Origin of the sequence: Ensifer sp. 1H6 (genome assembly GCF_001976035.1) — a bacterium.
Lineage (GTDB): Bacteria > Pseudomonadota > Alphaproteobacteria > Rhizobiales > Rhizobiaceae > Ensifer > Ensifer canadensis.
In genome coordinates, this window is record NZ_MOAI01000011.1 from 1 (window position 1) to 23,797 (window position 23,797).

General features: G+C 61.7%; 21 protein-coding genes, 1 tRNA gene and 2 pseudogenes. 12 read left to right on the top strand and 12 right to left on the bottom strand.

Features of this window, described 5'->3' with window-relative positions; translation table 11 throughout:
• Nucleotides 1-643 (top strand): annotated as a pseudogene (locus tag BKP54_RS14590) (Gfo/Idh/MocA family oxidoreductase); the annotation flags it as partial.
• An 8-nt stretch (nt 644-651) separates the two neighbouring features.
• On the opposite strand, the gene BKP54_RS14595 reads toward BKP54_RS14590, so the two are convergent.
• Together BKP54_RS14595 and BKP54_RS14600 are read right to left on the bottom strand one after the other, a co-directional pair.
• Complete coding sequence (locus BKP54_RS14595; RefSeq protein ID WP_025428077.1) at nt 652-1,668, bottom strand: substrate-binding domain-containing protein; 1,017 nt, start codon at nt 1,666-1,668, stop codon at nt 652-654.
• Nucleotides 1,669-1,733: 65 nt separating this feature from the next.
• Nucleotides 1,734-2,957 carry an alpha/beta hydrolase gene (locus tag BKP54_RS14600; protein WP_239637579.1) on the bottom strand — a complete coding sequence of 408 codons (1,224 nt, stop codon included), beginning with the start codon at nt 2,955-2,957 and terminating at the stop codon, nt 1,734-1,736.
• Nucleotides 2,958-3,291: 334 nt separating this feature from the next.
• On the opposite strand from BKP54_RS14600, the gene BKP54_RS14605 reads away from it, so the two are divergent.
• The 6 genes from BKP54_RS14605 to BKP54_RS14630 are packed head-to-tail and all read left to right on the top strand — an operon-like array spanning nt 3,292 to nt 9,643.
• The gene (locus BKP54_RS14605) at nt 3,292-4,347 is read left to right on the top strand and encodes a dipeptidase (RefSeq protein ID WP_057205801.1); all 1,056 of its coding nucleotides are present in this window, start codon (nt 3,292-3,294) and stop codon (nt 4,345-4,347) included.
• 49 nt (nt 4,348-4,396) lie between these two features.
• A complete protein-coding gene (locus BKP54_RS14610) occupies nt 4,397-6,037 on the top strand; it encodes an ABC transporter substrate-binding protein (protein ID WP_057205798.1) in 1,641 nt (546 codons plus the stop codon).
• Between the two features lie 42 nt (nt 6,038-6,079).
• Nucleotides 6,080-7,123: an ABC transporter permease gene (locus BKP54_RS14615; protein ID WP_025428073.1), complete on the top strand. Its 1,044-nt coding sequence runs from the start codon at nt 6,080-6,082 to the stop codon at nt 7,121-7,123.
• Nucleotides 7,120-8,052 carry a nickel transporter permease gene (nikC, locus tag BKP54_RS14620; protein WP_025428072.1) on the top strand — a complete coding sequence of 311 codons (933 nt, stop codon included), beginning with the start codon at nt 7,120-7,122 and terminating at the stop codon, nt 8,050-8,052. Before BKP54_RS14615 ends, nikC begins: the two co-directional genes overlap by 4 nt.
• A complete protein-coding gene (locus BKP54_RS14625; protein ID WP_025428071.1) occupies nt 8,049-8,882 on the top strand; it encodes an ABC transporter ATP-binding protein in 834 nt (277 codons plus the stop codon). Before nikC ends, BKP54_RS14625 begins: the two co-directional genes overlap by 4 nt.
• Entirely contained in the window at nt 8,879-9,643 is a 765-nt protein-coding gene (locus BKP54_RS14630; RefSeq protein WP_025428070.1) for an ABC transporter ATP-binding protein, read from the top strand. Before BKP54_RS14625 ends, BKP54_RS14630 begins: the two co-directional genes overlap by 4 nt.
• A 192-nt stretch (nt 9,644-9,835) precedes the next feature.
• Here the strand turns inward: BKP54_RS14630 and BKP54_RS14635 are convergent, their stop codons facing one another.
• The 7 genes from BKP54_RS14635 to BKP54_RS14665 all read right to left on the bottom strand — a co-directional run bounded on the left by BKP54_RS14635 (nt 9,836) and on the right by BKP54_RS14665 (nt 15,963).
• Nucleotides 9,836-10,573 carry a hypothetical protein gene (locus BKP54_RS14635; protein WP_038576354.1) on the bottom strand — a complete coding sequence of 246 codons (738 nt, stop codon included), beginning with the start codon at nt 10,571-10,573 and terminating at the stop codon, nt 9,836-9,838.
• 60 nt (nt 10,574-10,633) lie between these two features.
• Nucleotides 10,634-11,866, bottom strand: coding sequence for a class I SAM-dependent methyltransferase (locus BKP54_RS14640; protein ID WP_025428068.1), 1,233 nt, complete (start codon nt 11,864-11,866; stop codon nt 10,634-10,636).
• Nucleotides 11,867-11,873: 7 nt separating this feature from the next.
• Entirely contained in the window at nt 11,874-12,938 is a 1,065-nt protein-coding gene (rfbG, locus tag BKP54_RS14645; RefSeq protein ID WP_025428067.1) for a CDP-glucose 4,6-dehydratase, read from the bottom strand.
• Nucleotides 12,935-13,702, bottom strand: coding sequence for a glucose-1-phosphate cytidylyltransferase (gene rfbF, locus BKP54_RS14650; RefSeq protein WP_025428066.1), 768 nt, complete (start codon nt 13,700-13,702; stop codon nt 12,935-12,937). Before rfbF ends, rfbG begins: the two co-directional genes overlap by 4 nt.
• Nucleotides 13,703-13,916: 214 nt before the next feature.
• Complete coding sequence (locus BKP54_RS14655) at nt 13,917-14,693, bottom strand: cephalosporin hydroxylase family protein (protein ID WP_025428065.1); 777 nt, start codon at nt 14,691-14,693, stop codon at nt 13,917-13,919.
• 41 nt (nt 14,694-14,734) lie between these two features.
• Nucleotides 14,735-15,535, bottom strand: a complete 801-nt coding sequence (locus BKP54_RS14660; RefSeq protein WP_025428064.1) for an SDR family oxidoreductase — start codon at nt 15,533-15,535, stop codon at nt 14,735-14,737.
• Complete coding sequence (locus BKP54_RS14665; protein WP_239637559.1) at nt 15,532-15,963, bottom strand: acyltransferase; 432 nt, start codon at nt 15,961-15,963, stop codon at nt 15,532-15,534. The genes BKP54_RS14660 and BKP54_RS14665 overlap by 4 nt, the downstream gene beginning before the upstream one ends.
• A 234-nt stretch (nt 15,964-16,197) precedes the next feature.
• On the opposite strand from BKP54_RS14665, the gene rfbC reads away from it, so the two are divergent.
• Together rfbC and BKP54_RS14675 are read left to right on the top strand one after the other, a co-directional pair.
• Complete coding sequence (gene rfbC / locus BKP54_RS14670; protein WP_084814549.1) at nt 16,198-16,731, top strand: dTDP-4-dehydrorhamnose 3,5-epimerase; 534 nt, start codon at nt 16,198-16,200, stop codon at nt 16,729-16,731.
• A gap of 89 nt (nt 16,732-16,820) precedes the next feature.
• Nucleotides 16,821-18,533, top strand: a complete 1,713-nt coding sequence (locus BKP54_RS14675; protein ID WP_084814563.1) for an adenylate/guanylate cyclase domain-containing protein — start codon at nt 16,821-16,823, stop codon at nt 18,531-18,533.
• Between the two features lie 33 nt (nt 18,534-18,566).
• Here the strand turns inward: BKP54_RS14675 and BKP54_RS14680 are convergent, their stop codons facing one another.
• Nucleotides 18,567-19,310, bottom strand: coding sequence for an SDR family oxidoreductase (locus BKP54_RS14680; RefSeq protein ID WP_025428061.1), 744 nt, complete (start codon nt 19,308-19,310; stop codon nt 18,567-18,569).
• A gap of 98 nt (nt 19,311-19,408) precedes the next feature.
• On the opposite strand from BKP54_RS14680, the gene BKP54_RS14685 reads away from it, so the two are divergent.
• The gene (locus tag BKP54_RS14685; RefSeq protein ID WP_025428060.1) at nt 19,409-20,314 is read left to right on the top strand and encodes an AraC family transcriptional regulator; all 906 of its coding nucleotides are present in this window, start codon (nt 19,409-19,411) and stop codon (nt 20,312-20,314) included.
• 111 nt (nt 20,315-20,425) lie between these two features.
• On the opposite strand, the pseudogene BKP54_RS36505 reads toward BKP54_RS14685, so the two are convergent.
• A pseudogene (locus BKP54_RS36505) lies at nt 20,426-20,647 on the bottom strand (hypothetical protein); the annotation flags it as partial.
• A 400-nt stretch (nt 20,648-21,047) separates the two neighbouring features.
• Between BKP54_RS36505 and BKP54_RS14695 the strand changes: the two are divergent.
• A complete protein-coding gene (locus BKP54_RS14695; protein WP_025428058.1) occupies nt 21,048-22,499 on the top strand; it encodes a DUF1254 domain-containing protein in 1,452 nt (483 codons plus the stop codon).
• A gap of 379 nt (nt 22,500-22,878) precedes the next feature.
• Nucleotides 22,879-23,397 carry a GNAT family N-acetyltransferase gene (locus BKP54_RS14700; RefSeq protein WP_081788909.1) on the top strand — a complete coding sequence of 173 codons (519 nt, stop codon included), beginning with the start codon at nt 22,879-22,881 and terminating at the stop codon, nt 23,395-23,397.
• Nucleotides 23,398-23,687: 290 nt separating this feature from the next.
• Here BKP54_RS14700 and BKP54_RS14705 read toward each other — a convergent pair.
• A tRNA-Arg gene (locus tag BKP54_RS14705) sits at nt 23,688-23,764 on the bottom strand.
• Nucleotides 23,765-23,797 lie beyond the last annotated feature (33 nt).

A 23,797-nucleotide genomic window follows, 5' to 3' on the forward strand; every position in this document is an offset into this window, starting at 1 on the left:
TGGTGCTGGCCGGCGACGTCGGCAAACTGCGTCATCTGGAGGCGTCCTATCTGCAGAGCTGGCTCGTCTCCAAGGCGTGGGGCGACTGGGCGACGGAATCGCAATGGCTCTGGCGGCTGTCGACCAAACACGGCTCGAACGGTGTGCTGGGCGATGTCGGCATCCATATCCTCGATTTTGCCGGTTATGGCGCCGGCACCGAGGCCGAGCGGATCTTCGCGCGGCTGAAGACCTTCGACAAGCGCCGGGAAACCGCATCGGCGAATATGACCTCGACGCCAATGACAGCTTCGTCATGACGGCCGAGTTCGGCAACGGCGCCATGGGCGTGATCCATGCCAGCCGCTGGGCCACCGGCCATCTCAACGAGCTGCGGCTGCGGCTGCATGGCGACAAGGGGGCGCTCGAAGTGGTTCATACGCCCGATGGCTCGACGCTTCGCGCCTGCCTCGGCACGGATGTTGAAACGGCAACCTGGCGTGATGTCGATGCCGGCACGGTGCCGACCAACTACCAGCGCTTCGTCGCCGCGGTTCGGGATGCCAAGACGGTCGAGCCCGGCTTCCGCCATGCGGCAAACCTGCAGAAGGTGCTCGATCTGGCGATGGAGACCGAGGCGGAAAGGCGCGAACTCTCGGTCTGATAAACGCCTCAGCCGGCCGGCGGGGCGGTGGAGTTGCGCATGACCAGCTCCACCGGCCAGACCTCGTTGAGGTCGGCGGCCGGCGTGCCCTGAAGCAGATCCAGAACCATTTCGGCGATCCGCGTTCCCGCAGCGCGGATTGACGAGCGTGTGGTGGTGAGCGTTGGGATCAGGTTCTCGGGGCTGAGATACGGAAAGACGTCGTCGTGGGCGATCAGCGAGATATGTTCGCCGACCGTCATTCCGGCGCTGCGGATTGCCCGCATGGCGCCGAGTGCCGACATCATCGAGCCGGCCAGCACCGCCGTCGGCCGGTTCTCCTGAGCCAGAAACCCCTGCATCAGGCGAAAGCCCATCTCGTCGGTGAAATCGCCGTTGCCGAGCAGGTTGGGATCGATGCCGATGCCGCGAGCGCCAAGCGCCGCCGCATAGCCATCCTGGCGGTGTTCGGTAAAGGTATAGCCGCGATGGCCGTTGACGAGCGCGATGCGGCGATGACCGAGCGCGGTCAGTAGGTCGGTTGCCTGGCGGATCGCGCCGTAATTGTCGATGTCGAGAAAGGCGAAATTGCCTGCCGTCTCGGTTCGTCCGTGCAGGACGAAGGGCAGCCGCAGGTCTGTCAGCAGAGCGATGCGGGGATCGTCGACCGCGGGCGAATGCAGGATCACCGCATCGACGCGCTTGCTGGCTGCAAGCCGGCGATAGGTCGCAAGCTCCGCTTCCCGACTGTCGACGGTTGAAAGCAGGATATCGACGTCGGCCTGTTGCAGCCGGCTACCGAGCCCACCCATGAACTCGCTGGTGTGCGGGCCGAAATCGCCGCCGCCGCGAAAGACGATGCCGATGGTGCCGACGCGTCCGGTCGCAAGCCCAAGCGCGCTGGTGTTCGGTCGGTAACCAAGTTCGGCCGCCGCCTTCAGCACCCGTTCGCGCGTCGCCTTCTTGACTTCCGGATAGCCGCTGAGCGCGCGGCTGACCGTCGTTTGAGATAGCCCCAGCCGGCCTGCGAACTCCTTGAGATTCATTTCATTTTCCCGTTGCCGTGGAGATCATAGCCTACCGGGCTTTGCCCGTGCAACAAGGCATGGCGTCAGGGGGCAACAGTCGAGCCGACGGTATTTTCCACTGATTGGCCAAGACGACGGACCTGATTGCCGTAGTTGGCGCGGGTACGCGGGTCGAAGATCATGATCGGCGTGGACACCGCGATGCTGGCAGCACTGCCGACGGTCTGGGCGGTGCCCAGCGCCACCGCGCCGACGCGTTCGCCGAGGCCGACATCGGAATCGGTCACCGTCTGCCCGGCGATCAGCCGGTTGCCGAGCAGTTGCACAACCTCAGGGCTTTCGGCGAATTTTCCATGATTCAGCTTGTCGCCGCCCTTGAGTGCCGTCAGGTCGAGAACGGTGATACCGGCCTGTTCCAGCTGGGTGCGATAAGGCTCGACCGTCGGGTCGATCTGCCCGAGCCGATCGATATTGCCGGAGATCCGGCGCGAGAGGTTGAGCGCGCGGTCGTCGCGTGACACGAACAGCGTGAATTTCGGCCGTGCCTTGCCCATCGCCTGGATCTGCTTGCCGAACACGTCGACGTCGAGATCCGGCGAGGCGAGAATGACGTCGGTAATCTTCGGTGCAATGCGGCCGTCGCGGATTGCCATCTGTCTGAGCGCCTCGACCGTGACCCAGGATCCCATCGAGTGGGCCATGACGGTGATTTCGCCGACCTTCGGGTCGCGGGAAGCGCGGCGCAGCAAATCTTCCAGCGCATCGCGGGAATAGTTGGTGCTTTCCTTGTCGTAATTGTAGTCGAAGACGCTGGCGCGCGACGGCCAGGTGAAGATCACCGGCGCGACGTCCGTTCCTGAATCGTGGACGATCTGGGCATAACGATAGACCGCATCCTCATAACGGTTGTTGAAACCGTGAACGAAGATCAGCACGCGCCGGCTTTTCGGCAGGTTGCCCTTCAGCCAGGACTGCGCATCATCCTTGCCCTTGAGCGGCGTTACGCTGACCGTTGAAAACTCGCGTTCGGGATTGGCCGGCAGTTTCTTCGGCCATTGAACCTGACCGACCTCGCGGTTCTTGCCCGGCGGGATCGAGACGACGATTTCCGTCAATGAGAGTTCGTCCGAGCGCTCACCGCTGAAAAGCACGCCCGGCTCAGTAGAGGGCGCGCGGGTGGTGGCGACCAGCAGGTCGACCTCCGAAGCGCCGCCGGCCGTTCCCGAGGGAACGAGCACGCCGACGGGCCGGCTGGCGCAGGCTGCGAGAAAGGATGCCAGGAACAATATGCTGGCGACGCGGCTGATTTGGCCCGGTCGGCCAGCCAGAGAGAACAAACGCAGCAACAAAACCCCCAATGCCGCATCATGCGGCGTGCCGATCCGTCATCGGGACCAGGCAATTCTCTTGCCTGAGAAATGGCAGGATTTCTGCCCTCGGAATAGCTTTTCGGCCTGTTCGGGACCTTTCTGGCGTCGCACGTGCGGCAAACATGCAACATTTCGCGACAGGCGGCCCTGGGTAAAACCCCTCGATATTCATTGAAAAGGGTTTGACCTTTCAATAGCATCCGATCTTCCTTCTTTCGGTGCGGCATCGCATGCCTCATCTGATCTCCCTGAAAACATAAGGAAATCCGGAATGCAGGCGGTTTTCGATGGCCATAATGACGTGCTTCTGCGGCTGTGGCAGAACGCACGCAAGGGAAGCGACCCCGTTGCCGAGTTCGTCGAGGGTACCGATAAGGGGCATATCGATGCGCCACGTTCGAAAGCCGGCGGTCTCATTGGCGGTCTCTGCGCCATCTACGTGCCCTCCGGCGATCTGGTGCTGGCGGGGCCGGACGAGAACGGCCACTATGTCACGCCGCTCTCGGCACCGCTCGAGCATTTGCCGTCGCTCGGCGTTGCCGTCGAGATGGCCGATATTGCGGTTCGTCTCGACCGCGCCGGTGCCTGGAAGCTTTGCCGGTCGACGGCGGAGATCCGCGATGCAGCCGGGCAGGGCACTTTTGCATCCGTTCTGCACATGGAAGGCTGCGAAGCCATTGGTGCCGATCTGTCCGCACTCGAAACCTTCTACGCCGCTGGCCTGCGTTCGCTTGGACCGGTGTGGAGCCGCCACAACGTCTTTGCCCACGGCGTGCCCTTTGCCTTCCCGATGTCGCCCGATACGGCGCCTGGCCTGACCGAGGCCGGCTTCGAACTGGTGAAGGCGTGCAACCGCTTGGGCATCCTGATCGATCTCGCCCACATCACCGAGAAGGGCTTCTGGGATGTCGCCAAGACGAGCGACCAGCCGCTGGTTGTCAGCCATTCGAACGCCCATGCACTGACGGCGGTTGCGCGTAATCTCACAGACAAGCAGCTGGATGCCGTCAGCGAGAGCAAGGGGCTCGTCGGCCTCAACTACGCAACCACGATGCTGCGCGCCGACGCGCAGGAAAATGCGGCGACACCGCTTTCCGATATGGTCCGCCACATCGACTACATGGTCGAGCGCATGGGCATCGACTGCGTCGGGCTCGGTTCGGACTTCGACGGCGCGACGATACCGGAAGACATCGCCGACGCTGCGGGCAGCCAGAAGCTCGTTGCCGCGCTTAGTGGCGCCGGATATGGTGACGCCGAACTGGCAAAGATATGCCGGGAGAACTGGCTGAGAGTTCTGGGGCAGGCTTGGCACGAGGCCGCCTGATCCATGAAGAAGAGCCCCCAAAGGGCACAAACGAGGGAACTGCAAAAAAATGATGCACAAGCTCAATGGACGTCTTCGTCTTCTGACCGCTTCGGCAGCGCTGGCCATGGTGATGGCCGCGACCGCACCGGCCTTTGCCGAAACGCCGAAGGACACGCTGGTCGAAGCCTTTGCGATCGACGACGTTATTTCCATGGATCCGGGCGAAGCCTTCGAGCTGACCGCGGCCGAAATCACCGGCAACACCTACAGCATGCTGGTGCGCCTCGACATCAACGACACCACCAAGATTGTCGGCGATCTCGCCGACAGCTGGACGGTTTCCGATGATGGTCTGACCTATACGTTCAAGCTGAAGTCCGGCCTGAAGTTCGCCTCCGGCAACCCGGTAACCGCTGCTGATGTCGCCTGGTCGTTCGAGCGCGCTGTCAAGCTCGACAAGAGCCCCGCCTTCATCCTCACCCAGTTCGGCCTTACCGGCGACAACGTGACGGAAAAGGCCAAGGCCGCAGACGATACGACCTTCGTCTTCACCGTCGACCAACCCTATGCGCCGAGCTTTGTCTTGAACTGCCTGACGGCGACCGTTGGTGCCGTGCTCGACAAGAAGCTGGTGCTCGAAAACGTCAAGCCGGTCACGCCAACGGATGACTACAAGTACGACAACGACTTCGGCAACGAATGGCTGAAGACCGGCTATGCCGGTTCGGGTCCGTTCAAGCTGCGCGAATGGCGCGCCAACGAAGTCATCGTTCTCGAGCGCAACGACAACTACTATGGCGAACAGGCCAAGCTCGCCCGCGTCATCTATCGTCACATGAAGGAAAGCTCGGGCCAGCGCCTGGCGCTGGAAGCCGGCGACATCGACATCGCGCGCAACCTGGAGCCGGGCGATTTCGACGCCGTTGCGAAGAATGCCGACCTCGGCACGACCAATGCGCCGAAGGGCACGGTCTATTACATCAGCCTCAACCAGAAGAATGCCAACCTTGCCAAGCCCGAGGTGCGCGAGGCCTTCAAGTATCTGGTCGATTACGATGCGATCGGCTCGACGATCATCAAGGGCATCGGCGAGATCCACCAGAGCTTCCTGCCGAAGGGCGTGCTGGGTGCCCTCGACGAGAACCCCTACAAGTTCGACGTCGCCAAGGCGAAGGAACTCTTGGCCAAGGCCGGTCTCGCTGACGGCTTCACCGTCACCATGGACGTGCGCAACGGCCAGCCGGTCACCGGCATTGCCGAATCCTTCCAGCAGACACTCGGCCAGGCCGGCGTGAAGCTGGAGATCATCCCCGGCGACGGCAAGCAGACGCTGACGAAGTACCGTGCCCGCAACCACGACATGTATATCGGTCAGTGGGGCATGGACTATTTCGACCCGAACTCGAATGCCGAAACCTTCACCAGCAACCCGGACAACTCCGACGAAGGCAAGAACAAGACGCTTGCCTGGCGCAATGCCTGGGACGTTCCGGAACTGACGAAGAAGACCAAGGATGCCCTGCTCGAGCGTGACAGCGCCAAGCGTGCGGAAACCTACAAGGAACTGCAGAAGACCGTTCTCGGCGAAAGCCCGTTCGTGATCATCTTCCAGCAGACCGAAGTTGCCGGCTACCGCGGCAACGTCAAGGGCCTGAAGCTCGGCCCGAGCTTCGACACCAACTTCGTTGCTGGCATCTCGAAGGAATAACCCGAAAGGATAGTTCCCTTGAGCATGAGCGGAACAGAACGGATGGGCGGGCGCCGACGCGCCCGTCCGGCGAAGATCATGGGCGCCGTGTTGCGCTTCCTCGTGATCGTCGTCACCACCTATCTCGGCCTTCTGGCCGTGACCTTCTTCATCGGCCGGGTGATCCCGATCGACCCGGTGCTCGCCGTCCTCGGCGACCGGGCGCCGACGCATGTCGTCGAAAGGACGCGCGAGGCGATGGGGCTGAACCTGCCCCTGTACCAACAATTCTTGATCTATGTGCGCCAGGCGCTGACCGGCGACTTCGGTATTTCAGTGCTGACGACCAACCCTGTGATGACCGATATCCGCCGCGTGTTCCCGGCGACCATGGAGCTTGCGACGCTCGGCACCCTGCTCGGCGCCATCTTCGGCGTGCCGCTCGGTGTTCTCGCTGCCGTCAAGCGCGGCAGCATCGCCGACCAGATCGTGCGCATTATCGGCCTTGTCGGCTATTCCGTGCCGATCTTCTGGCTGGCGCTGCTGTCGCTCCTCGTGTTCTACGCCCGGCTGAAGTGGGTCGCCTATCCCGGCCGTATCGATATCGTTTTCGAATACACCTTCACGCCGATCACCGGCTTCTACCTGTTCGACGCGCTCTGGCAACGTCAGTGGGATGTGCTGTGGGACGTCTTCCGCCACATCATCCTGCCGGCATCGCTGCTCGGTTATTTCTCGCTGGCCTATATCAGCCGCATGACGCGCAGCTTCATGCTCAATGAGTTGCAGCAGGAATACATCGTTGCCGCCCGCGCCAAGGGGCTCTCGGAATCCCGCATCATCTGGGGCCATGCGCTGCGAAATGCCGCCGTGCCGCTCGTGACCGTGATTGCGCTTTCCTATGCCGGGCTGCTCGAAGGTTCGGTCTTGACCGAAACCGTCTTCGCCTGGCCGGGCCTTGGCCTCTACATCACCAATTCGCTGCAGAATGCCGACATGAATGCCGTTCTCGGTGGCACCATCGTCATCGGTTCGGTCTTCATCGGCATCAATCTGCTGTCCGATCTTCTCTATCGGACGCTTGACCCAAGGACGCGCCAGCGATGAGCACCGTCACTGAAACACGCCCGATGACACGCCGCGAATGGCTGTTGTCCGACCGGCCGCAATCGCGCACCCAGGCGCGCCTCGGCCGCGCCTACATGACCTGGCAGCGCTTTTCCGCCAACAAGCTGGCCGTTCTCGGCCTGTTGATCCTGCTGGCATTGGTGTTCGTCGCCGCTTTCGCCAACGTGCTGGCACCGCATTCGCCCTATATCGGCGACCTCGCCAATGCCCGCTTGCTGCCGCCCGGCACCCAGGGTTATCTGCTCGGCACCGATGATCTCGGAAGAGACATTCTCTCTCGGCTCATCCACGGCTCGCGGCTGACGCTTGCCGTCGTGCTTTTGGTCGCGATCATCGCCGCACCCGTCGGCCTCATCGTCGGCGCGGTCGCTGGCTATGCCGGCGGATGGGTCGATGCGGTGCTGATGCGCATCACCGATATCTTCCTCGCCTTTCCGAAGCTGGTTCTGGCTCTCGCTTTCGTGGCAGCGCTTGGCCCGGGCATCGAGAATGCCGTCATCGCCATCGCCATTACCTCCTGGCCACCCTATGCCCGCATTGCGCGCGCCGAGACGCTGACGGTGCGCAATTCCGACTACATCGCCGCGGTGCAACTGATGGGCGCGTCGCCGACCCGCATCGTCTTCCGGCATGTGATGCCGATGTGCATGTCGTCGCTGATCGTGCGCGTCACACTCGACATGGCCGGCATCATCCTGACGGCCGCGGGCCTCGGCTTCCTCGGCCTCGGCGCACAGCCGCCGCTGCCGGAATGGGGCGCGATGATCGCATCCGGTCGCCGCTTCATCCTCGACCAGTGGTGGGTTGCCACCATGCCCGGCGTCGCGATCCTGATCGTCAGCCTCGGCTTCAACTTGCTTGGCGACGGCCTGCGCGACGCGCTCGACCCGCGGGAGAGCGGACAATGAACCCGCTTCTGACCGTTGACGACCTGAAGGTCTCGTTTCCAACCCGCACAGGGGTGGTTGAGGCCGTGCGCGGGGTCTCGTTCACGCTCGGCCGCGAGCGCCTCGGCATTGTCGGCGAGAGCGGCTCCGGCAAGTCGCAGACGGGGCGGGCGATCATGGGTCTGACGCCGGCGCATGCGCGGGTCACGGCCAAGACGCTTTCCTTCGAAGGCATCGACCTGCTTTCGGCCGCGCCGAAGGTGCGTCGGGATTTGCGCGGCAAGCGCATCGCCATGATCCTGCAGGACCCGAAATACTCGCTGAACCCGGTGATGAGCATCGGCCGGCAGATTGTCGAGACCCTCAAACGCCATGAGAGCGTCAGCCGCGCGGAAGCGCGTGAGCGGGCGCTTGACATGCTGGAGGCCGTGCAGATCCGTGATCCCGGGCGCGTCTATGATCTCTACCCGCACGAAGTCTCGGGTGGCATGGGGCAGCGCGCGATGATCGCGATGATGCTGGTGGCTGGCCCGGAACTTCTGATCGCCGACGAACCGACTTCGGCGCTCGACGTGACGGTCCAGCTCGAAGTGTTGTCGATCCTCGACAAGCTGGTCGCCGATCGCGGCATGGGCCTGATCTTTGTTTCGCACGACCTGCGGCTGGTGTCGTCGTTCTGCGACCGCGTCATCGTCATGTATGCCGGAAAGATCGTCGAGGAACTGGCCGCTTCCGACCTCGCAAACGCCAAACATCCCTATACCCAGGGCCTGTTGAACTGCATGCCGGCCATCGGTTCCGATCGCCATCCCCTGCCGGTTCTTGATCGCAAACCGGAGTGGGCCCTATGACGACCGCCACCGTATCCGTCGAAAATCTTGTCGTCACCTATGACGAGTTCAAGGCGCTGGACGACGTCAGCATCGACGTCGCGCCCGGTGAATCCTTCGGGCTCGTCGGTGAATCCGGTTCGGGCAAGTCGACCTTGCTTCGCGCGGTCGCCGGCCTTGCGCCGGTGACGTCAGGCAAGGTCCGCGTGCATGACCGGGTTCTGATCGGCAACCGCCGGGACAAGGCGTTTTATCGCGACGTGCAGATGGTGTTCCAGGACCCCTATGGTTCGCTGCATCCGCGCCAGACGATCGACCGCCAATTGCTCGAACCTCTCGCCATTCACGGCGTTGCCGATGGCGAACGCCGCATTCTGAAGGCGCTCGATGAAGTCGGCCTCGGCTCGGGCTTCCGCTTCCGCTACCCGCATCAGCTGTCCGGCGGCCAGCGCCAGCGCATTGCCATTGCCCGGGCGCTGATCCTCGAGCCCTCGATCCTGCTTCTCGATGAGCCGACTTCGGCGCTCGACGCCTCCGTGCAGGCCGAGGTCCTGAACCTGCTCGAACAGGTTCGACGCGACCGAAAGCTCACCTTCATCATGGTCAGCCACGACCTCGGCGTCGTCACGCACATGTGCGACCGCCTGGCGGTGATGCAGAACGGACGGGTGGTCGAACGCCTGTCCTCGGCGGATCTTGTCGCCGGGCGGATCGGCGAAGAGTACACGCGCAACCTGATGGTTGCGAGCAAGGGCTTCCAGCGCAAGGGTGCCGCTGCCTGACTTCAAGGGTTGCACAGTTGGGCCTGACAGGGCCCGACTGTGGTCCAAGGACCCTGGAATAGTTGGGCCTCTCGTTGAGGCGCGCAGCGCGCGACGAGGAGCGCGCGTCACATATGGACGCCATGGCGCCTTTAAGCACGTGGCATTGATTTCTCCCGCAACCGATTCCGATTTTGGAAGAAAAATAAGGCGTTAGCTTGCCTTCTCCCAGATCGATGTGGCGTTGGCAATGACCTTGCGGATGTTGCGCTGCTCGCGCCACTCGCGTCCCATGTCGCGAATGACCGGCTTTCTTTCCGGCGAGAAGATGTAGTTGCGGTAGCCTGCGACGTAGCCTTCCAATGCCGGGTTGACGCCGGAATAGAACTGCTTCTCCGGGTCGCGCGACAAGTCCATCATCTCGGCGCAGCGGCGCGCGAACGTCCCGCGCAGGATAGATGGCGAGGTCGTGAATTTCGGGAAGGTGCGGAAGAGCGGGATCTTGATCCCAAGCAGGCGGCCATACTCGTTTCGCTGATGGAAGTGCCCTTTTCGGCGGATATCCCAGTTCTGATCGGCGGTGTGAAACGACACCTGCATGATCGACGGATCGGCAAAGGGGGCCAGCAGATCCTCGCCCACGTCGCGCAGCGCGACCCAGTCGTCTTCCAGATGGAAGACATAGTCCGACGTGGTCGCGGCCCATACTCTTGCGACTGCGGCGCAAAAACCCGGATGCTGCGGTTCGGAGATCGTCGCGTCGGGGAAATGGCCGCGAACGATGTCGACGCAGGCGGCATGATCCTCCGGCGAGCCGAAGACGGGATCGAGATTGAGATGGGCGATCCCCACATCAAAACGGCATAGGACCTTTTCACGGAAGCTGTTCAGCGTTGCTGAAAGCAACTCCGGTCGCCTGGTTGCGACAATGCAAAGATCGATCCTGGACATTGTGCTCCTGCCCGATGCCGTTTCCTTCGCCGTTATCGCGGATTTTGATGAAGAGTTGGCCTAAATCAAGCGGACGAATGGTATGGCGACGACGAAACGACCGCCCCAGGCGCGGATGGTGGCATTGTCAGCGACGATCTCGTCGGTCAGGTTCCAGGGAAGGATAACGAGATAGTCCGGCTTGGCCACCTCCAGGTGGCTCGGCGCATGCACCGGGATGTGGGTGCCGGGCAAAAGCTTGCCCTGCTTGAGGTCGTTGCGATCGACCGCAAAGGCGATCTCGCCGGGCTTCACGCCGCAGACATTGAGGAAGGTATTGCCCTTCGCGGCTGCACCATAGGCAGCGACCGTCTTGCCCTCGGATTTGGCGAGAGCGAGGAAGTCACGGAATCCCTGGCAGACAGCGGCGATGCGCGTATCGAATTTCGCGTAGGTCTCCATCTGCGTGAGGCCAGCGGCCTCTTCGCTCGCACGTATCGATGCCAGGCGCTCCGTCGCCGGGCGCGTGCCGGTTTCGGTCTGGGCGAAAACCCGTAGCGAGCCGCCGTGGGTCGGCAACTCTTCCACATCGAAGACCTTCAGGCCGGATGCTGCAAAAATGCGTTCAACCGCCGCCAGTGAGAGATAGGAATAGTGTTCGTGATAGATCGTGTCGAACTGGACGCCTTCCATCAGGCGCAGCAGATGCGGAAACTCGAATGTTGCGACGCCATCCGGCTTCAGCAGAATTGCAAAGCCGGCGACGAAATCGGCGATGTCGGGCACGTGCGCCAGCACATTGTTGGCGGCAGTCAGGTCCGCACGGATGCCGCGGGCAACCAGGTCCGTTGCCGTCTTCCGGCCGAAAAAGGCGACCTCGGTCGGAACGTTGCGGGTCTCGGCGATCTTGGCCGCGTTGGCTGCGGGCTCGATGCCCAGAACCGGAATATCCTTGGCGACGAAATATTGCAGCAGGTAGCCGTCATTGGACGCGATCTCCACCACCTGCGAGGCTCCATCGAGCTGGAAGCGCTCGGTCATGGCATCGGCGTAGCGACGGGCGTGATCGAGCCAGCTGCTCGAAAAGGAGGAGAGATAGGCATAGCCATCGGTGAAGATTTCATCGGCCGGCACGGTTTCCGTCGTCTGAACGAGCAGGCACTCGGAACAGACCATTGCCTTTAGCGGGAAGGCGCGTTCACGCGCGATCGCTTCCTCGGTCGGCTCCAGGAAGGAGTTGGACCAGGGGGTCGATCCCAGATCGGCGACGACGGTCTTAAGCGGGGTCGAGCAGAAGCGGCAGTTGTGGGACATTGGGTCGTCAGCCTTTCATGAATGCGTCGATCTGGTCGAGCGTCAGAGCGCGAGCGTCGCCGCCCTTGCGCCAACCGTCGTACCAGTTTGCCGTCCACGCGATCGCTTCGTCTTGCGAAAGTCGGGAGGCCCAAGAGAGAGTCATGGCGGCAAGCGCCGGATCGAGCCCGAGCGTCTGCATTTCCCGCGGCTGGTCGGTCGAGGAAACATCGCGCCATTGCGGCGGCAGGCCCATCGCGGCCTGGACCGCTGAGGCGACGTCACGGACGGGGATCTGACGCTCGGCAGGCGAGGGGCCGAAGTTCAGGGCATCAACGGCAGTCTCGCCGGCATAGAGCGCTTCGGCATAGACGAAATAGCCGTTGAGGCAGTCAAGCACATGCTGCCACGGCCTCGTCGCCATGGGGCTGCGAATATCGAGCGCCTTGCCGGACAGAGCAGCGCGGACAATGTCGGGCACCAGTCGGTCGGTCGAAAAATCGCCGCCACCGAGCACGTTGCCGCCGCGTGCTGTCGCTACCCGGATGCCGCGCTCACGCAGGAAGGCATCACGCCAGGTCGAGACGACCAGTTCACAGGCGGCCTTGGAGCCGGAATAGGGATCGTGCCCGCCGAGCGTCGCATCTTCGGGAAAGTGCCTTCCGCTTTCGTCGTTGCGGTAGACCTTGTCGGTCGTGACCACGACGATTGCCTTCAATGCCGGAGCAATGCGTGCTGCCTCGAGCAGGCGCACGGTGCCCATGACATTGACATCGAATGTTTCGGCAGGGGTTCTGTAGCTTTCTCGCACCAGCGGCTGTGCCGCCATGTGCAGGATGATCTCGGGATTGCTCTTTTGCACCGCGGCCGCGAGCGCATCGGCGTTGCGGATGTCGCCGAGATGCTCCTTGCCGTCAGCCTGTCGCAAAAGGGTGTGCAACGACGGCTCGGCGAGCGGCGCCAGCGCATAGCCGGTGACGTCGGCACCCATTTGCCTGAGCCACAGCTGCGCCCAGCTTCCCTTGAACCCGGTATGCCCGGTTAGAAAGATGCGCTTGCCCGCCCAGAAGTTCCGGTTTGCCAGGCGGCTCATGCCCAGATTTTCCACGGCGCCGAGCCCTGCTGCCAGAGCTCTTCGAGTTGGGTCTTGTCGCGCAGGGTATCCATCGGTCGCCAGAAGCCATCGTGGGGGAAGGCCATCAGTTGCCGGTCTCTGGCAAGGCCCTCCAGTGGCTTGCCCTCGAAGGACGTGCTGTCGCCCTCGATGCGATCGAGAACGCTTCGGTTCAGCACGAAGAAGCCGCCATTGATGCGGCCGTTGTCGCCGGCCGGCTTTTCCGTGAAGCTTCGCACCTCGCCGTCATGGGTCGCCAGCGCACCGTAACGCCCCGGCGGCATGACGCTGGTAACCGTTGCTTCTCTGCCGTGGCGAAGATGAAAGTCGGTCAGCGCCTTGATATCGACATCGGCAACGCCGTCCCCATAGGTCAGGCAGAACGTATCACCCAAGTGGTCCGCCACGCGCTTCAGCCGTCCACCGGTCATCGATTCCGTGCCCGTATCTACCAGTGTCACGCGCCAAGGTTCAGCCTTGTTGGAGTGAAACAGCGTTTCACCCGTCGCCATGTCATAGGTCACGTCGGATGAGTGGAGGATGTAGTTGGAGAAGTACTCCTTGATCATATAGCCACGGTAACCGAGGCAGATGACGAAGTCCGAGAAGCCATAGTGGCTATAGATCTTCATGATGTGCCAGAGGATCGGCCGCCCGCCGATCTCGATCATCGGCTTCGGGCGCAGATGGCTCTCTTCCGAGATGCGGGTCCCGTAGCCACCCGCAAGAATGACAACTTTCATACGACTGCCCCTTGACGCAGTTTACGATATAATACCGTGAAGGATTGCTCCAATAGCGCTATCTGCCGCGGACGGCCCCTCTATATCAGCAGCCGCTTGCCCGATCTACATCTGCAATCGCTTACGCAATTTCGGTTTATTGGCAGCGAGAAATCGCTTTTTTTGACGCACACTTTCGATCGATACGCTGACGAGTGGGTTCTCCAACGGGCTGCTAGGCCCTGAGAAGAAAGCCCTCCGGAGCCACGGTCACCAGAAGCTTGCCGTCAATTTCGCCATTGACGCTGAATTCGGGATGGTCCGCCAGATAGGCGCGCACGGCCGTCTTGGGGTTGTCGCCGACGTTCCACGGACGGTCATTGAAGAAGTCCCGTGGGAGGTCCTCGACGAATGTATCGAACACCACGCAGTAGCATCCCGAGGTGACGAGGGGGGCATAGGCTTCCAGTTCGGCGAGCACGTGATCGTGCGTGTGCATGGAGTCGAGGCACACCATTACCCGTTCGTATCCCTGCGCCGCCTGTTGAACCTGGTCAACGACGTCCTTGGCGATCGAGGAACCTTCGATCAGCTGGATTCTCGACGCCATTGGATGCTCTTCAATGGCCTTGCGATTGTGCTTGCGGATGTCGATATCGATGCCGATCACCTTGCGGTTCGAGACCTTCGGATCGATCGTGACGCCTTTTTCGATCGCATCGCACATATCCAGCATCGCCAGCAGCGAGGCGCTCAGAACGATCGAGCCGCCATGCGCGATACCGGTCTCGATGATCAGGTCCGGCTTTGTCGCCCAGACCAGTTCCTGCATCGCCTGGATGTCCTGCGGATACTGGATGATCGGGCGCCCCATCCAGTCGAAATTGTAGACGTAGCGTTTGTCCATGGACATCTGCCGCCATTGCGACGACAGCGCGGTGAACGCCTCGTCGGTGCCGTAGCCGGCAATGGCAGCCATGCGCTCTGCGGAGAATTGCTTGATCGGGTCCATCCGAAGTCCTTTCGGTCGATGCTGAGGATCGCCAGCGTGTTTTAAGGGGCAAACGAGAGTATGTCCGCAATTCTGTCGATAACGCGCTCTGGTTTAAACGCGAACTCGGCCCGTATGCGGTCGATGTCTATCGGTGGGAATGTGATTGTCGGAGCATGGTCGGCGACGTCAACCCGGCAGCCCGTGTGGCGAGCGAGCCCAGTCACCCAGTCAGCATTGCTGGTCTGTTGACCGCTCGCCACGTTGTAGATCGTTTCCTGTCCATTTTCGGCAATTTGCGTCAAGAGTTTAACCGCGTCGTCGATCCAGATATAGTCCTTGGCCGACGCCATACTGCTCCGCAGCGTGATGTGACCGGCCGCTGCTTCCCGACAGAGATCGCCGATGAAACTCTCCGATGTGGCCGATGCCGGCCCGACGACGTTGGACAGGCGGGCGATGCGCACATTCGGCCTGCCGGACGCATTGCAGATTGCCTCACCTGAAAGCTTGGAGAGATTGTACAGATCCGATGGGTTGCCGGGGCGAACGGTCAAAGCTGCCAATTCGTCCGTGTTCGTGCTGCCGGCATAGACCCGCGTCGACGACAAATAGAGAAACGACGTGAAGTCGCAGTCTCGCAGCAGTTCGGCGGCCAAGCTGACATGCGCCTCGATCGTATCGAAAGGTCTCTGCCGAAAGTCGGCCGTAAGCCCTATGGCGTAGATCACATGCGTGCCATGGCAGGCCTCGGTCAGGCGGGCGTCGCGTGCAGGGGCGATCACTTCGTGGCCGAGTGACGTCAGATAGGTCAACAGGTGGCGCCCGACAAAGCCGCGGGCGCCGAGCAGGGTAAATCTCAAGATCGATATCCCAGGGTTCTCAATGGATTCCCGCCGGTGATCGAATAGGCCTCGACCGTGCCGCGCACGATGCTGCCTGCCGCGATCACGCAGCCCTTGCGCAGGATAGTTCCATCGAGAAGCACACAATTGGCCCCAAGCCAGACATCGTCCTCGATGACGATACCGCCTCTGCTTTCCTGGAAGCCCTGCTCACGTATCGGGCGGCTCTTGTCGCGGAATTCGTGATTGACGGGTGCAAGCGTACAATTCGCGGCGATCAAGACATTGTCGCCGATGGTGATGCCGTGACCGCTGTAGAAAACGCATCCACTGTTGATCGTGCAGTTGCGGCCGATCACGATGTCGCCACTGCCGCCGGCCGGCTTGAACTTCACGAAACTGTCGATGACCGAGTTCTCGCCGATCACGTATTTCGAACCGCGCACGGAGGCTTCCAAATCAGCCAGGTCGCTTATCCGCGCCGTGAGGTGTGCCTCGATCATTGTTCAAGCCGTTCGCTGTGCACGGCCTGCACCAGTCGCACCCTGCAGGGTCACACTACGCTTGTCCGTGCTTGCATTTCCGCGCGTCTTATGTCCTGAGAATTTGTTGGCCGTCAATATCTGCGGGCTGGAACACGACCCTTGTTCTGCCCACCGACCCGTTCCACGAGAAAGCCGATGTCGCGTTTCAATCGTATCGCCACACCTATCCCCGATCTTTTGGTCATCGAGCGTCTGCGCTTTGGCGACGAGCGCGGGTTCCTCTCGCGCTTCTTTTGCCGCGAAGAGCTTGCCGATTTCGGCGCCGATGGCACGATCGCCCAGATCAACCACACGATGACGCACCTCAAGGGCACGATCCGTGGGATGCATTTTCAGCGTGCGCCGCATGACGAGGCCAAGTTCGTGTCCTGTCTCGCCGGCTCCGTCTTCGATGTCGCCGTCGATCTGCGCCCGGGTTCGCCCACCTACCTGCAATGGCACGGCGAGGTTCTGAGCGCAGAGAACGCGCGATCGATGATGATCCCCGGTGGATTTGCGCATGGATTTCAGACGCTCTGCGAAGACTGCGAACTGATCTACCTGCATGACAAACCCTATGCGCCGGAGGCGGAGGGCGGGCTCAATGCGTTCGATCCGAAGCTGGCGATCGGCTGGCCGTTGCCTGTCGCCCAGATGTCGGCGCGCGACCAGGCATTCACCTATATATGAAGCGATTGCTAAAATAGCGTCTGCTGCCTGATCCCTTGCATTGTGCTATCCTCTCGCGCTGGCGGCCGAGTGTCGGCGAGGCGATGGAGATGCAGCGCAAGCTGGTTGCGATCATGGTGGCGGATTTCGTCGGGTCGACCGCGGCGATGGAATCCCATGAGGAAGAAGCCGTCGAATGCGTCTCTGCGTGCCTGAAGGCCGTGGGCGACACGGTCGCGCGCCATGATGGCCGGGTCTTCAACACCGCCGGCGATGCCGTGCTTGCGGAGTTCACGAGCCCGGTCAACGCCCTTCGCGCAGCCATGGAGGCGCGCAGCTCGCTTGCGGCCATCCCCGATGCCACGCCCAACCACATGCGCTTCGGGTTGCATCTTGCCGATGTGCTTGCCGTCGGCGACGACCTCAGGGGCAACGGTGTCAATCTCGCCGCCAGGCTGCAATCGAGTGCTGCCGCCGGCGAAATCGAAGTTTCCCAAGCTCTGTACGAGCAGGTGCGGCGGGTCTCGCCCTGCGCCTTCGAAGAGATCGGCGAGCGTCGCTTCAAGGGTGTCAGCGAGCCGATGCGTGTCTATCGGGTCGGGACGACGATCGACAGGCATCGGTTTCTCTCGGCGCCGACGCGCGAGGCGCCGCCGGCTGCGATGCGGCCCAATTCGGTGATCGTCACGCCCTTCGTCGCCTTCGCTGCCGGTCAAGACGACCAGTCCTTCCTGACGGAGGGGCTGACCGACGACCTCACGCTGGAGCTCGGCCGGCTGAAGAGCCTGTTCGTCAGCTCGCGGTCGGCCTCCGTGGTCCTTGCCATCCGTGATCCCGTCGAGGTGGGGAGGGCACTGGGGGTGCGCTATGTCGTTTCGGGCTCCGTGCGCAAACTGGGTAGCCTCGTGCGGCTCAACGTGTCGCTGTGCGAGACGACCCACGGGCATCTGGTCTGGTCCGACCGGATCGAGCGGCCGTTCGAGGAGCTGCTTGCCATCATCGACGAGGTGACCGCCCGCATCGCCGCAACAGTGGCAGGACGGATAGAGCAGGCGGAGCTGGTCGCCGCGCGGCTGAAGCGGCCGGACAACATGTCGGCCTACGAGTACTACCTGCTTGGCCTCGACCACCATCGCCTGATCGGTGTCGCCGATCGGCATATCGGCGAAGCCATGCACTGGTTCGAGCGCTCGATGGATGCGGATCCAACCTTCGGACGGCCGGTCGCCATGCATGTGTGCGCCTGGAGCAACCTGCCCGATTTCGACCTTTCGGCCGGCGAGCAGCAGGTCGCACACGCGCTCGATCTCGATCCTACCGACCCGGACTCCCATCGCATCATGGGTGCGATCAAGTGCATGGAAGGCGACTTCGCGGCATCGCGGCATCATCACGAGCGGGCGATAGACCTGGCGCCCAACGATGCCTACATCGCGGGCCGTTGTGCGGCTTTCTACACCTATGCGAACGAGGCGGAGCGGGCGCTCGAGCTGCTCGACCGGGCGGAGATGCTGGACCCGTTTCTACCGGTGTGGATTGTAGAGGAGCGCGTCGCCTCGCTCTATGTGCTCAGCCGGCATGACGAGCTTTTTGCCGTGGCGCGGGCGCTTCCCTATCAGACCCGGCGCACGCTGATCTATCGTATCGCCGCGCGGATGGCGCGCGGCGATATTGATCGGGCGCGCCAGTTGGTGGCGCAGATCCAGGCGCTCGATCCAAAACTGACGGCCGGCTATATCCGCTCCCAGGAGTTCTTTAGGGATCGGACGATCACCGAAGCGCTTGTCGATCGCGTGCATGCCGCGGGCTTGCCATTGGCCTGATGGCGCTGTCGGCGGATGACGCCGCCCTCGGTTTCAGCTCGCGCGCGCCAAAGCCACGGCGTCGGCCCCCGCCGGGAAATGCAGCTGTTCCGACGTATCATTTGCAGCGCGCCATACCGCGTCCGCCACATCGCTCTCCGTGGTAATCAGGGCCGGGTTTGCAAAAGCGGCAAAGATCGGCTGCGCGAAGGCCGCATAGGTTTCAGGGATCAGATCTTCGATGCGCACGCCGACATTTTGCGAAAACCGCGTGCTCGGAGCGTAGCCGGGCTCGACCAGTTTGGCGCGCACGCCGAAGGCGCGAAGCTCGTGGGTAAGCGACCCGGTAAACCCCTCGATTGCCGTCTTGCTGGCGGTATAGGCGGCGGCAAGAGGCATGGCGGCGAGCGTCACGCTTGATGTCACATTGACCACGACGCCGGACCGCCTGCGGCGCAATTGCGGGATCACCGCCTGTGTCATTGCCATGACGCCGAACGTGTTGGTCTCGAAGATCTTCCGCACATGAGCCATCGGCGTTGCCTCGAAAGCCCCGACCACGCCGATACCGGCATTGTTGACGAGCGCATCAATCGGACCGCTTACCTCCAGTGCCACCGAAATGCTGTCGGGGTCGGTGACGTCAAGCTGCACGATACGCATGCGCTCCGACCGGGGCAGGATATCCTCGCGCGGCGTGCGCATGGTCGCGACCACGTTCCAGCCGTTGGCGTGAAAGAGGCGGGCGGTTTCGAGGCCGTAGCCGGACGAGCAGCCAGTGATCAATACGGTTTTCATGACAATTTCCTTGTTCGGTTCAGATGGTGTCATGATACCGAGCGAAAACCGGACGATATATAATTGAAAGTCCGTATTTGATTTGCGATAGTCCGGAAATGATCGATCCACTCTCGGAAATCATCACGCTGCTGCGACCCCGCGCAGTGTTTACGAAAAGCATCAGCGGTGCCGGCCGCTGGGGCGTGCGTTATTCCGATTTCGGTCATCCCGGCTTCTGCACCGTTCTCGAAGGTGCCTGCCGTCTGGCGGTCGACGGTCAGGACGTGCTGGCGCTTGAGGCGGGCGATTTCGTCCTGCTGCCGACAACGCCGGGCTTCACCATGTCGGGCTTCGAGCCGGTTACCCCTGAATTCATCGACCCGAAGGCAACACCTGATCCGGGCGACGAGGTTCGCCACGGCGACCTCGATGGACCGCCAAGCGTGCGGCTGCTCGGCGGCTACTTCGTCTTTGCAACGGAGGATGCGGGATTGCTGGTGTCGCTGCTGCCGGCGCAGGTGCATGTGCGCGGCGCCGAGCGACTTTCGATCCTGGTTCGGCTGTTGACAGAAGAAGCCGCCGAACAGCGCGCCGGTCGCGATCTGGTACTGGCGCGCCTGGTCGAAGTGCTGCTCATCGAGGCGCTGCGGCTGACCCAGCGGCCGGACGCTCCGCCGGGATTGTTGCGCGGGCTCGCCGATCAACGGCTGGCGGAAGCGATCAGGGTGATGCACGGCAACCCGGCGCGCTCCTGGACAGTGGCCGAGCTTGCGAAGGCGGCCGGGCTCTCTCGTTCGGCGTTCTTCGAAAGGTTCACGCGCAATGTTGGCCTGGCGCCGATGGAATACCTGCTCGCCTGGCGTATGGCGATGGCAAAGGACCTGCTGCGCAGCCACAACGCCGAAATCGCCGATGTCGCCGAACGGGTCGGCTACGGCTCGGCCAGCACCTTCAGCACCGCCTTCAGCCGGCACGTTGGACAGGCGCCGGGACGGTATGCGCGGGCGGGTGCAGAGGGGTAGTCGCTCGGCGCCAGCCGATATGCTGTGCCAATCTCCCGATGCGTATCGATAGATTTGTTCTGCCCTTGAGTGTTTTGGCTCGCTATAGCCTTGGGTGTCGTGCAGCGCGGCTCAGTGTCGGAGTAATCGGGACGGCAGAAGGGATTTGGTTTCCAACGTTACTTGGAAATCAACTCGTTGCGCGCTTCCTGGTGTCCTGCTGACCATGGCCACGATGATCTCAAAGAGTTCGTCTTGCGCCTGCTGAGCGGTGATTTCTGCTGTCGCTGCGGCATGGGACAAGGCGTCGGCGGCGCCCAGCATCGCCCAGAAGCTGGACTGCATGATACCTCTAGGCTGAAAGCGTCGGATGCCCGGTGCTTTCTCCCGCGCAGAAAGAAGATCTCGTAGAACTTTCCCACGGCGAACGCTCTGTTTTAACACCGCCATGACGCGACAGGGCAAGCCCTTTAAGGCGCAGGCGACACACATCGCGCTAACACGATGAGGGGGCTCTTTCGCGCATTCCTGAAAACGTACACGCTAACCAGTGGTCGCTGAGCCAAAGTACGCTCCACCCTCAGTCGTCCAGAGCATTCATGATACTCCGGCCCCGCAGGACGATGGGCCGCCAAGGAGGGGGCGAACGCCGTAAGTTACCGTAACGTACTTGCTACTACGGAGCTTTGCGAAAAGGCTGCCTCGGGCGGGCATCACCCACGTGAGCCGTTAAATAAAGCAACGGGAGAACACCATGAACAGGCACGTGATCGGTCTGTCCCTAGGACTAGTTTTAGGGCAGTCAGCGATGGCTCAGGCCGCGCAGCCCGCTCTTACCGAGGCAGAGGCGCACTCTATTGCCGTGGACGCCTATGTGTATTTCTACCCGCTGTTGTCCATGGACATCAGCCGAAAGACATTCACCAACGTCGAACCCGGCAAGGAATTCGGGAAGGGTCCGATGAACGTCTTCACCAACGTTCCCGAGTATCCTCCGGCGGATTTCAAGGGTGTGGTCCGCCCAAACTTCGACACGCTGTATTCCTCCGCGTGGCTCGACATGACGAAGGAGCCCGTAGTCATCAGTGCTCCGGATACCGACGGACGCTATTACCTGCTTCCGATGCTGGACATGTGGACGGATGTTTTTGCGTCGCCGGGTTGGCGGACCACGGGCACAACCGCAGGGACATTCCTTGTCACGCCGCCGGGCTGGAGACCCGACTTGCGCGACAAGTTCATTGAGGAGTTCAAGCTCCCCGAGAACACCCAGCGAATTGAAGCGCCGACGACGCATGTCTGGGTTATCGGTCGGACAAAGACCGACGGCCCGGCTGACTACGATGCCGTACACAAGATCCAAGCGGGGTACAAGGTTACGCTCCTATCGGACTGGGGCAAGTCAGCGAAGCCGGTTGAGGTTAAAATCGATCCCAGCGTCGACATGAAGACACCGCCAAAGATCCAGGTCGATACGATGGACGCTGGCAAGTATTTCGCATATGCCGCCGAACTGCTCAAGGTCGAGCCGCCCCACCTGACCGATCAACCGATCCTCGCGGAGATGAAGAAGATCGGCATCGAACCCGGCAAGAGCTTTGACATGAGCAAGCTCGATCCGACCGTACAGAAAGCCTTGGAGAGCGCGCCGCAAGTCGCCCAGAGACTGATGGAATGGAAGCTGGCGACGTTGGCGAGGGTAGAGAACGGCTGGTCGATGAATACCGATACGATGGGAGTATACGGCAACTACTATTTGAAGCGGGCCATTGTTGCGCAGCAAGGCCTTGGCGCGAATCTGCCGGAAGATGCCATCTACCCTCTCAATCTCGCCGACGAGTCAGGGCAGCCGCTCGATGGCGCGAATAAATACACGATAGCGTTCGAAAAGAATGCCATGCCGCCCGTCAACGCTTTCTGGTCGATCACGCTGTACGACGCAGCCGGATTTCAGGTTGGCAACAGCCTCGAACGTTTCGCACTCAGTAGCTGGATGCCGTTCAAAGACAACGCAGATGGCTCGCTTGATCTCTACATTCAAAACGAGTCCCCCGGTCCGGATAAGGAGGCCAACTGGCTGCCTACACCGAAGGGAGCGTTCACTCTGACGATGCGCATGTACGCTCCGAAATCCGAAGCGCTGATCGGAAAATGGAATCCGCCGCCCGTCAGGAAGGTGCAGCTTCCGGCCCTGGCTACTCAGTGAGTTTTCGAACAGCAAACCTCGGCTGGGAGACAACTCGGGCTTGAGATGTGTTTTGCCAGTGGCCGTGTGAACGGCTACTGGCAAAAACCTAGTTTGTGGCAATCCGCAACTCTTCAACCAACAGCTCGAATTTTCGGCGGTCTTCGTCTGACAACCGAAAAGCGCTGGCAGATAGTCAGCAAGACCTTTTTCGACTACAGTTGATTATAGCGTGAGCACAATCCACGAAGTTCGATGGAGCCACTGGGCAGGAAAATTTCCAAATGCCAGCGGGCGATTGCTTGAGCCCGACTCGATCCCGGCCTCCTTTTCGGCGTCCATGGAACTCGGGAAGGAGCGCCCGCTTTGCCGATGCAAAATTTGTGAGTGGGGCACAGAGGTGGAACAGAACTCGGAGATCGGCCCAGCCGGGCCTGACGACTTCCCTGCCATTCGAGCCTTGTGCAACAGCTTCATCGACTGGTGCCGGTCACGCTACGGCGAAAACGCTTGGTTCGTCGACCGCTATTACACACCAGAAGAATGGGCCGCGCTCCTGGACAGCCTGCCGAGGATCCACTCGGCTCCACATGGCGAGATCCTTGTTGCCCGCCTGAACGGAAAGGTGGTCGGTTGTGTTATGATGCAGCGGATCGATGAACACACATGCGAGATGAAGCGCATGTTCATCAGCCCCGAGGGCCGAGGCTTAGGGCTGGGCCGCCGTCTCGCCGAAAACATCGTGCGCGTGGCTGCTGAGCGGGGCTACGCGACCATGCGGCTGGATACCGGCCGCAACCACGATGAGGCGCTGAGCCTCTACCGCTCTCTCGGATTCCAGGAGATCGCGCCTTATTACGACGCACCTCCTGAACTGTGCAACCATCTCATCTTCATGGAAGCCCCTCTGGCGGGATAGCTTCTTGGCACGCCATGGCCGCAGATACCGCGTTTGTATCAACTCGGCGACAACACGAGGACAAATGGCAGCGGCTGGCGGTAACGAGCGGGCTCGCAGAGGATCGTCTTCTTGAGGGGGTGAGGATGCTCAAGGCGCGCGAGCCACGTCAGCCTGTCACGGACATACTGGCTGGGCAGTTCATGACGTCTTCGGCGGAAATACGGCCCTGGGCAACTGATAGAAGGAAAACGTCCGGTCGGCGGCGGGCGCGGACCTAGCACCATCATTGTTCTGGAATGGTGGAAAGATGGCGCACCCGACAGGATTCGAACCTGTGACCTTTGGAATCGGAATCCAACACTCTATCCAGCTGAGCTACGGGTGCATCCGTTTGCAGCAAGGCCGCCGAAGCGGACTG

Coding starts and splice junctions, on each gene's coding strand:
- BKP54_RS14605 (WP_057205801.1), top strand. CDS start 3,292: ATGCAGGCGGTTTTCGATGGCCATAATGACGTGCTTCTGCGGCTGTGG.
- BKP54_RS14680 (WP_025428061.1), bottom strand. CDS start 19,310: ATGAAAACCGTATTGATCACTGGCTGCTCGTCCGGCTACGGCCTCGAA.
- BKP54_RS14595 (WP_025428077.1), bottom strand. CDS start 1,668: ATGAATCTCAAGGAGTTCGCAGGCCGGCTGGGGCTATCTCAAACGACG.
- BKP54_RS14655 (WP_025428065.1), bottom strand. CDS start 14,693: ATGGACCCGATCAAGCAATTCTCCGCAGAGCGCATGGCTGCCATTGCC.
- BKP54_RS14635 (WP_038576354.1), bottom strand. CDS start 10,573: ATGTCCAGGATCGATCTTTGCATTGTCGCAACCAGGCGACCGGAGTTG.
- rfbG (WP_025428067.1), bottom strand. CDS start 12,938: ATGAGCCGCCTGGCAAACCGGAACTTCTGGGCGGGCAAGCGCATCTTT.
- BKP54_RS14610 (WP_057205798.1), top strand. CDS start 4,397: ATGATGCACAAGCTCAATGGACGTCTTCGTCTTCTGACCGCTTCGGCA.
- BKP54_RS14640 (WP_025428068.1), bottom strand. CDS start 11,866: ATGTCCCACAACTGCCGCTTCTGCTCGACCCCGCTTAAGACCGTCGTC.
- rfbC (WP_084814549.1), top strand. CDS start 16,198: ATGTCGCGTTTCAATCGTATCGCCACACCTATCCCCGATCTTTTGGTC.
- rfbF (WP_025428066.1), bottom strand. CDS start 13,702: ATGAAAGTTGTCATTCTTGCGGGTGGCTACGGGACCCGCATCTCGGAA.
- BKP54_RS14695 (WP_025428058.1), top strand. CDS start 21,048: ATGAACAGGCACGTGATCGGTCTGTCCCTAGGACTAGTTTTAGGGCAG.
- BKP54_RS14675 (WP_084814563.1), top strand. CDS start 16,821: ATGCAGCGCAAGCTGGTTGCGATCATGGTGGCGGATTTCGTCGGGTCG.
- BKP54_RS14615 (WP_025428073.1), top strand. CDS start 6,080: ATGGGCGGGCGCCGACGCGCCCGTCCGGCGAAGATCATGGGCGCCGTG.
- BKP54_RS14630 (WP_025428070.1), top strand. CDS start 8,879: ATGACGACCGCCACCGTATCCGTCGAAAATCTTGTCGTCACCTATGAC.
- nikC (WP_025428072.1), top strand. CDS start 7,120: ATGAGCACCGTCACTGAAACACGCCCGATGACACGCCGCGAATGGCTG.
- BKP54_RS14625 (WP_025428071.1), top strand. CDS start 8,049: ATGAACCCGCTTCTGACCGTTGACGACCTGAAGGTCTCGTTTCCAACC.
- BKP54_RS14685 (WP_025428060.1), top strand. CDS start 19,409: ATGATCGATCCACTCTCGGAAATCATCACGCTGCTGCGACCCCGCGCA.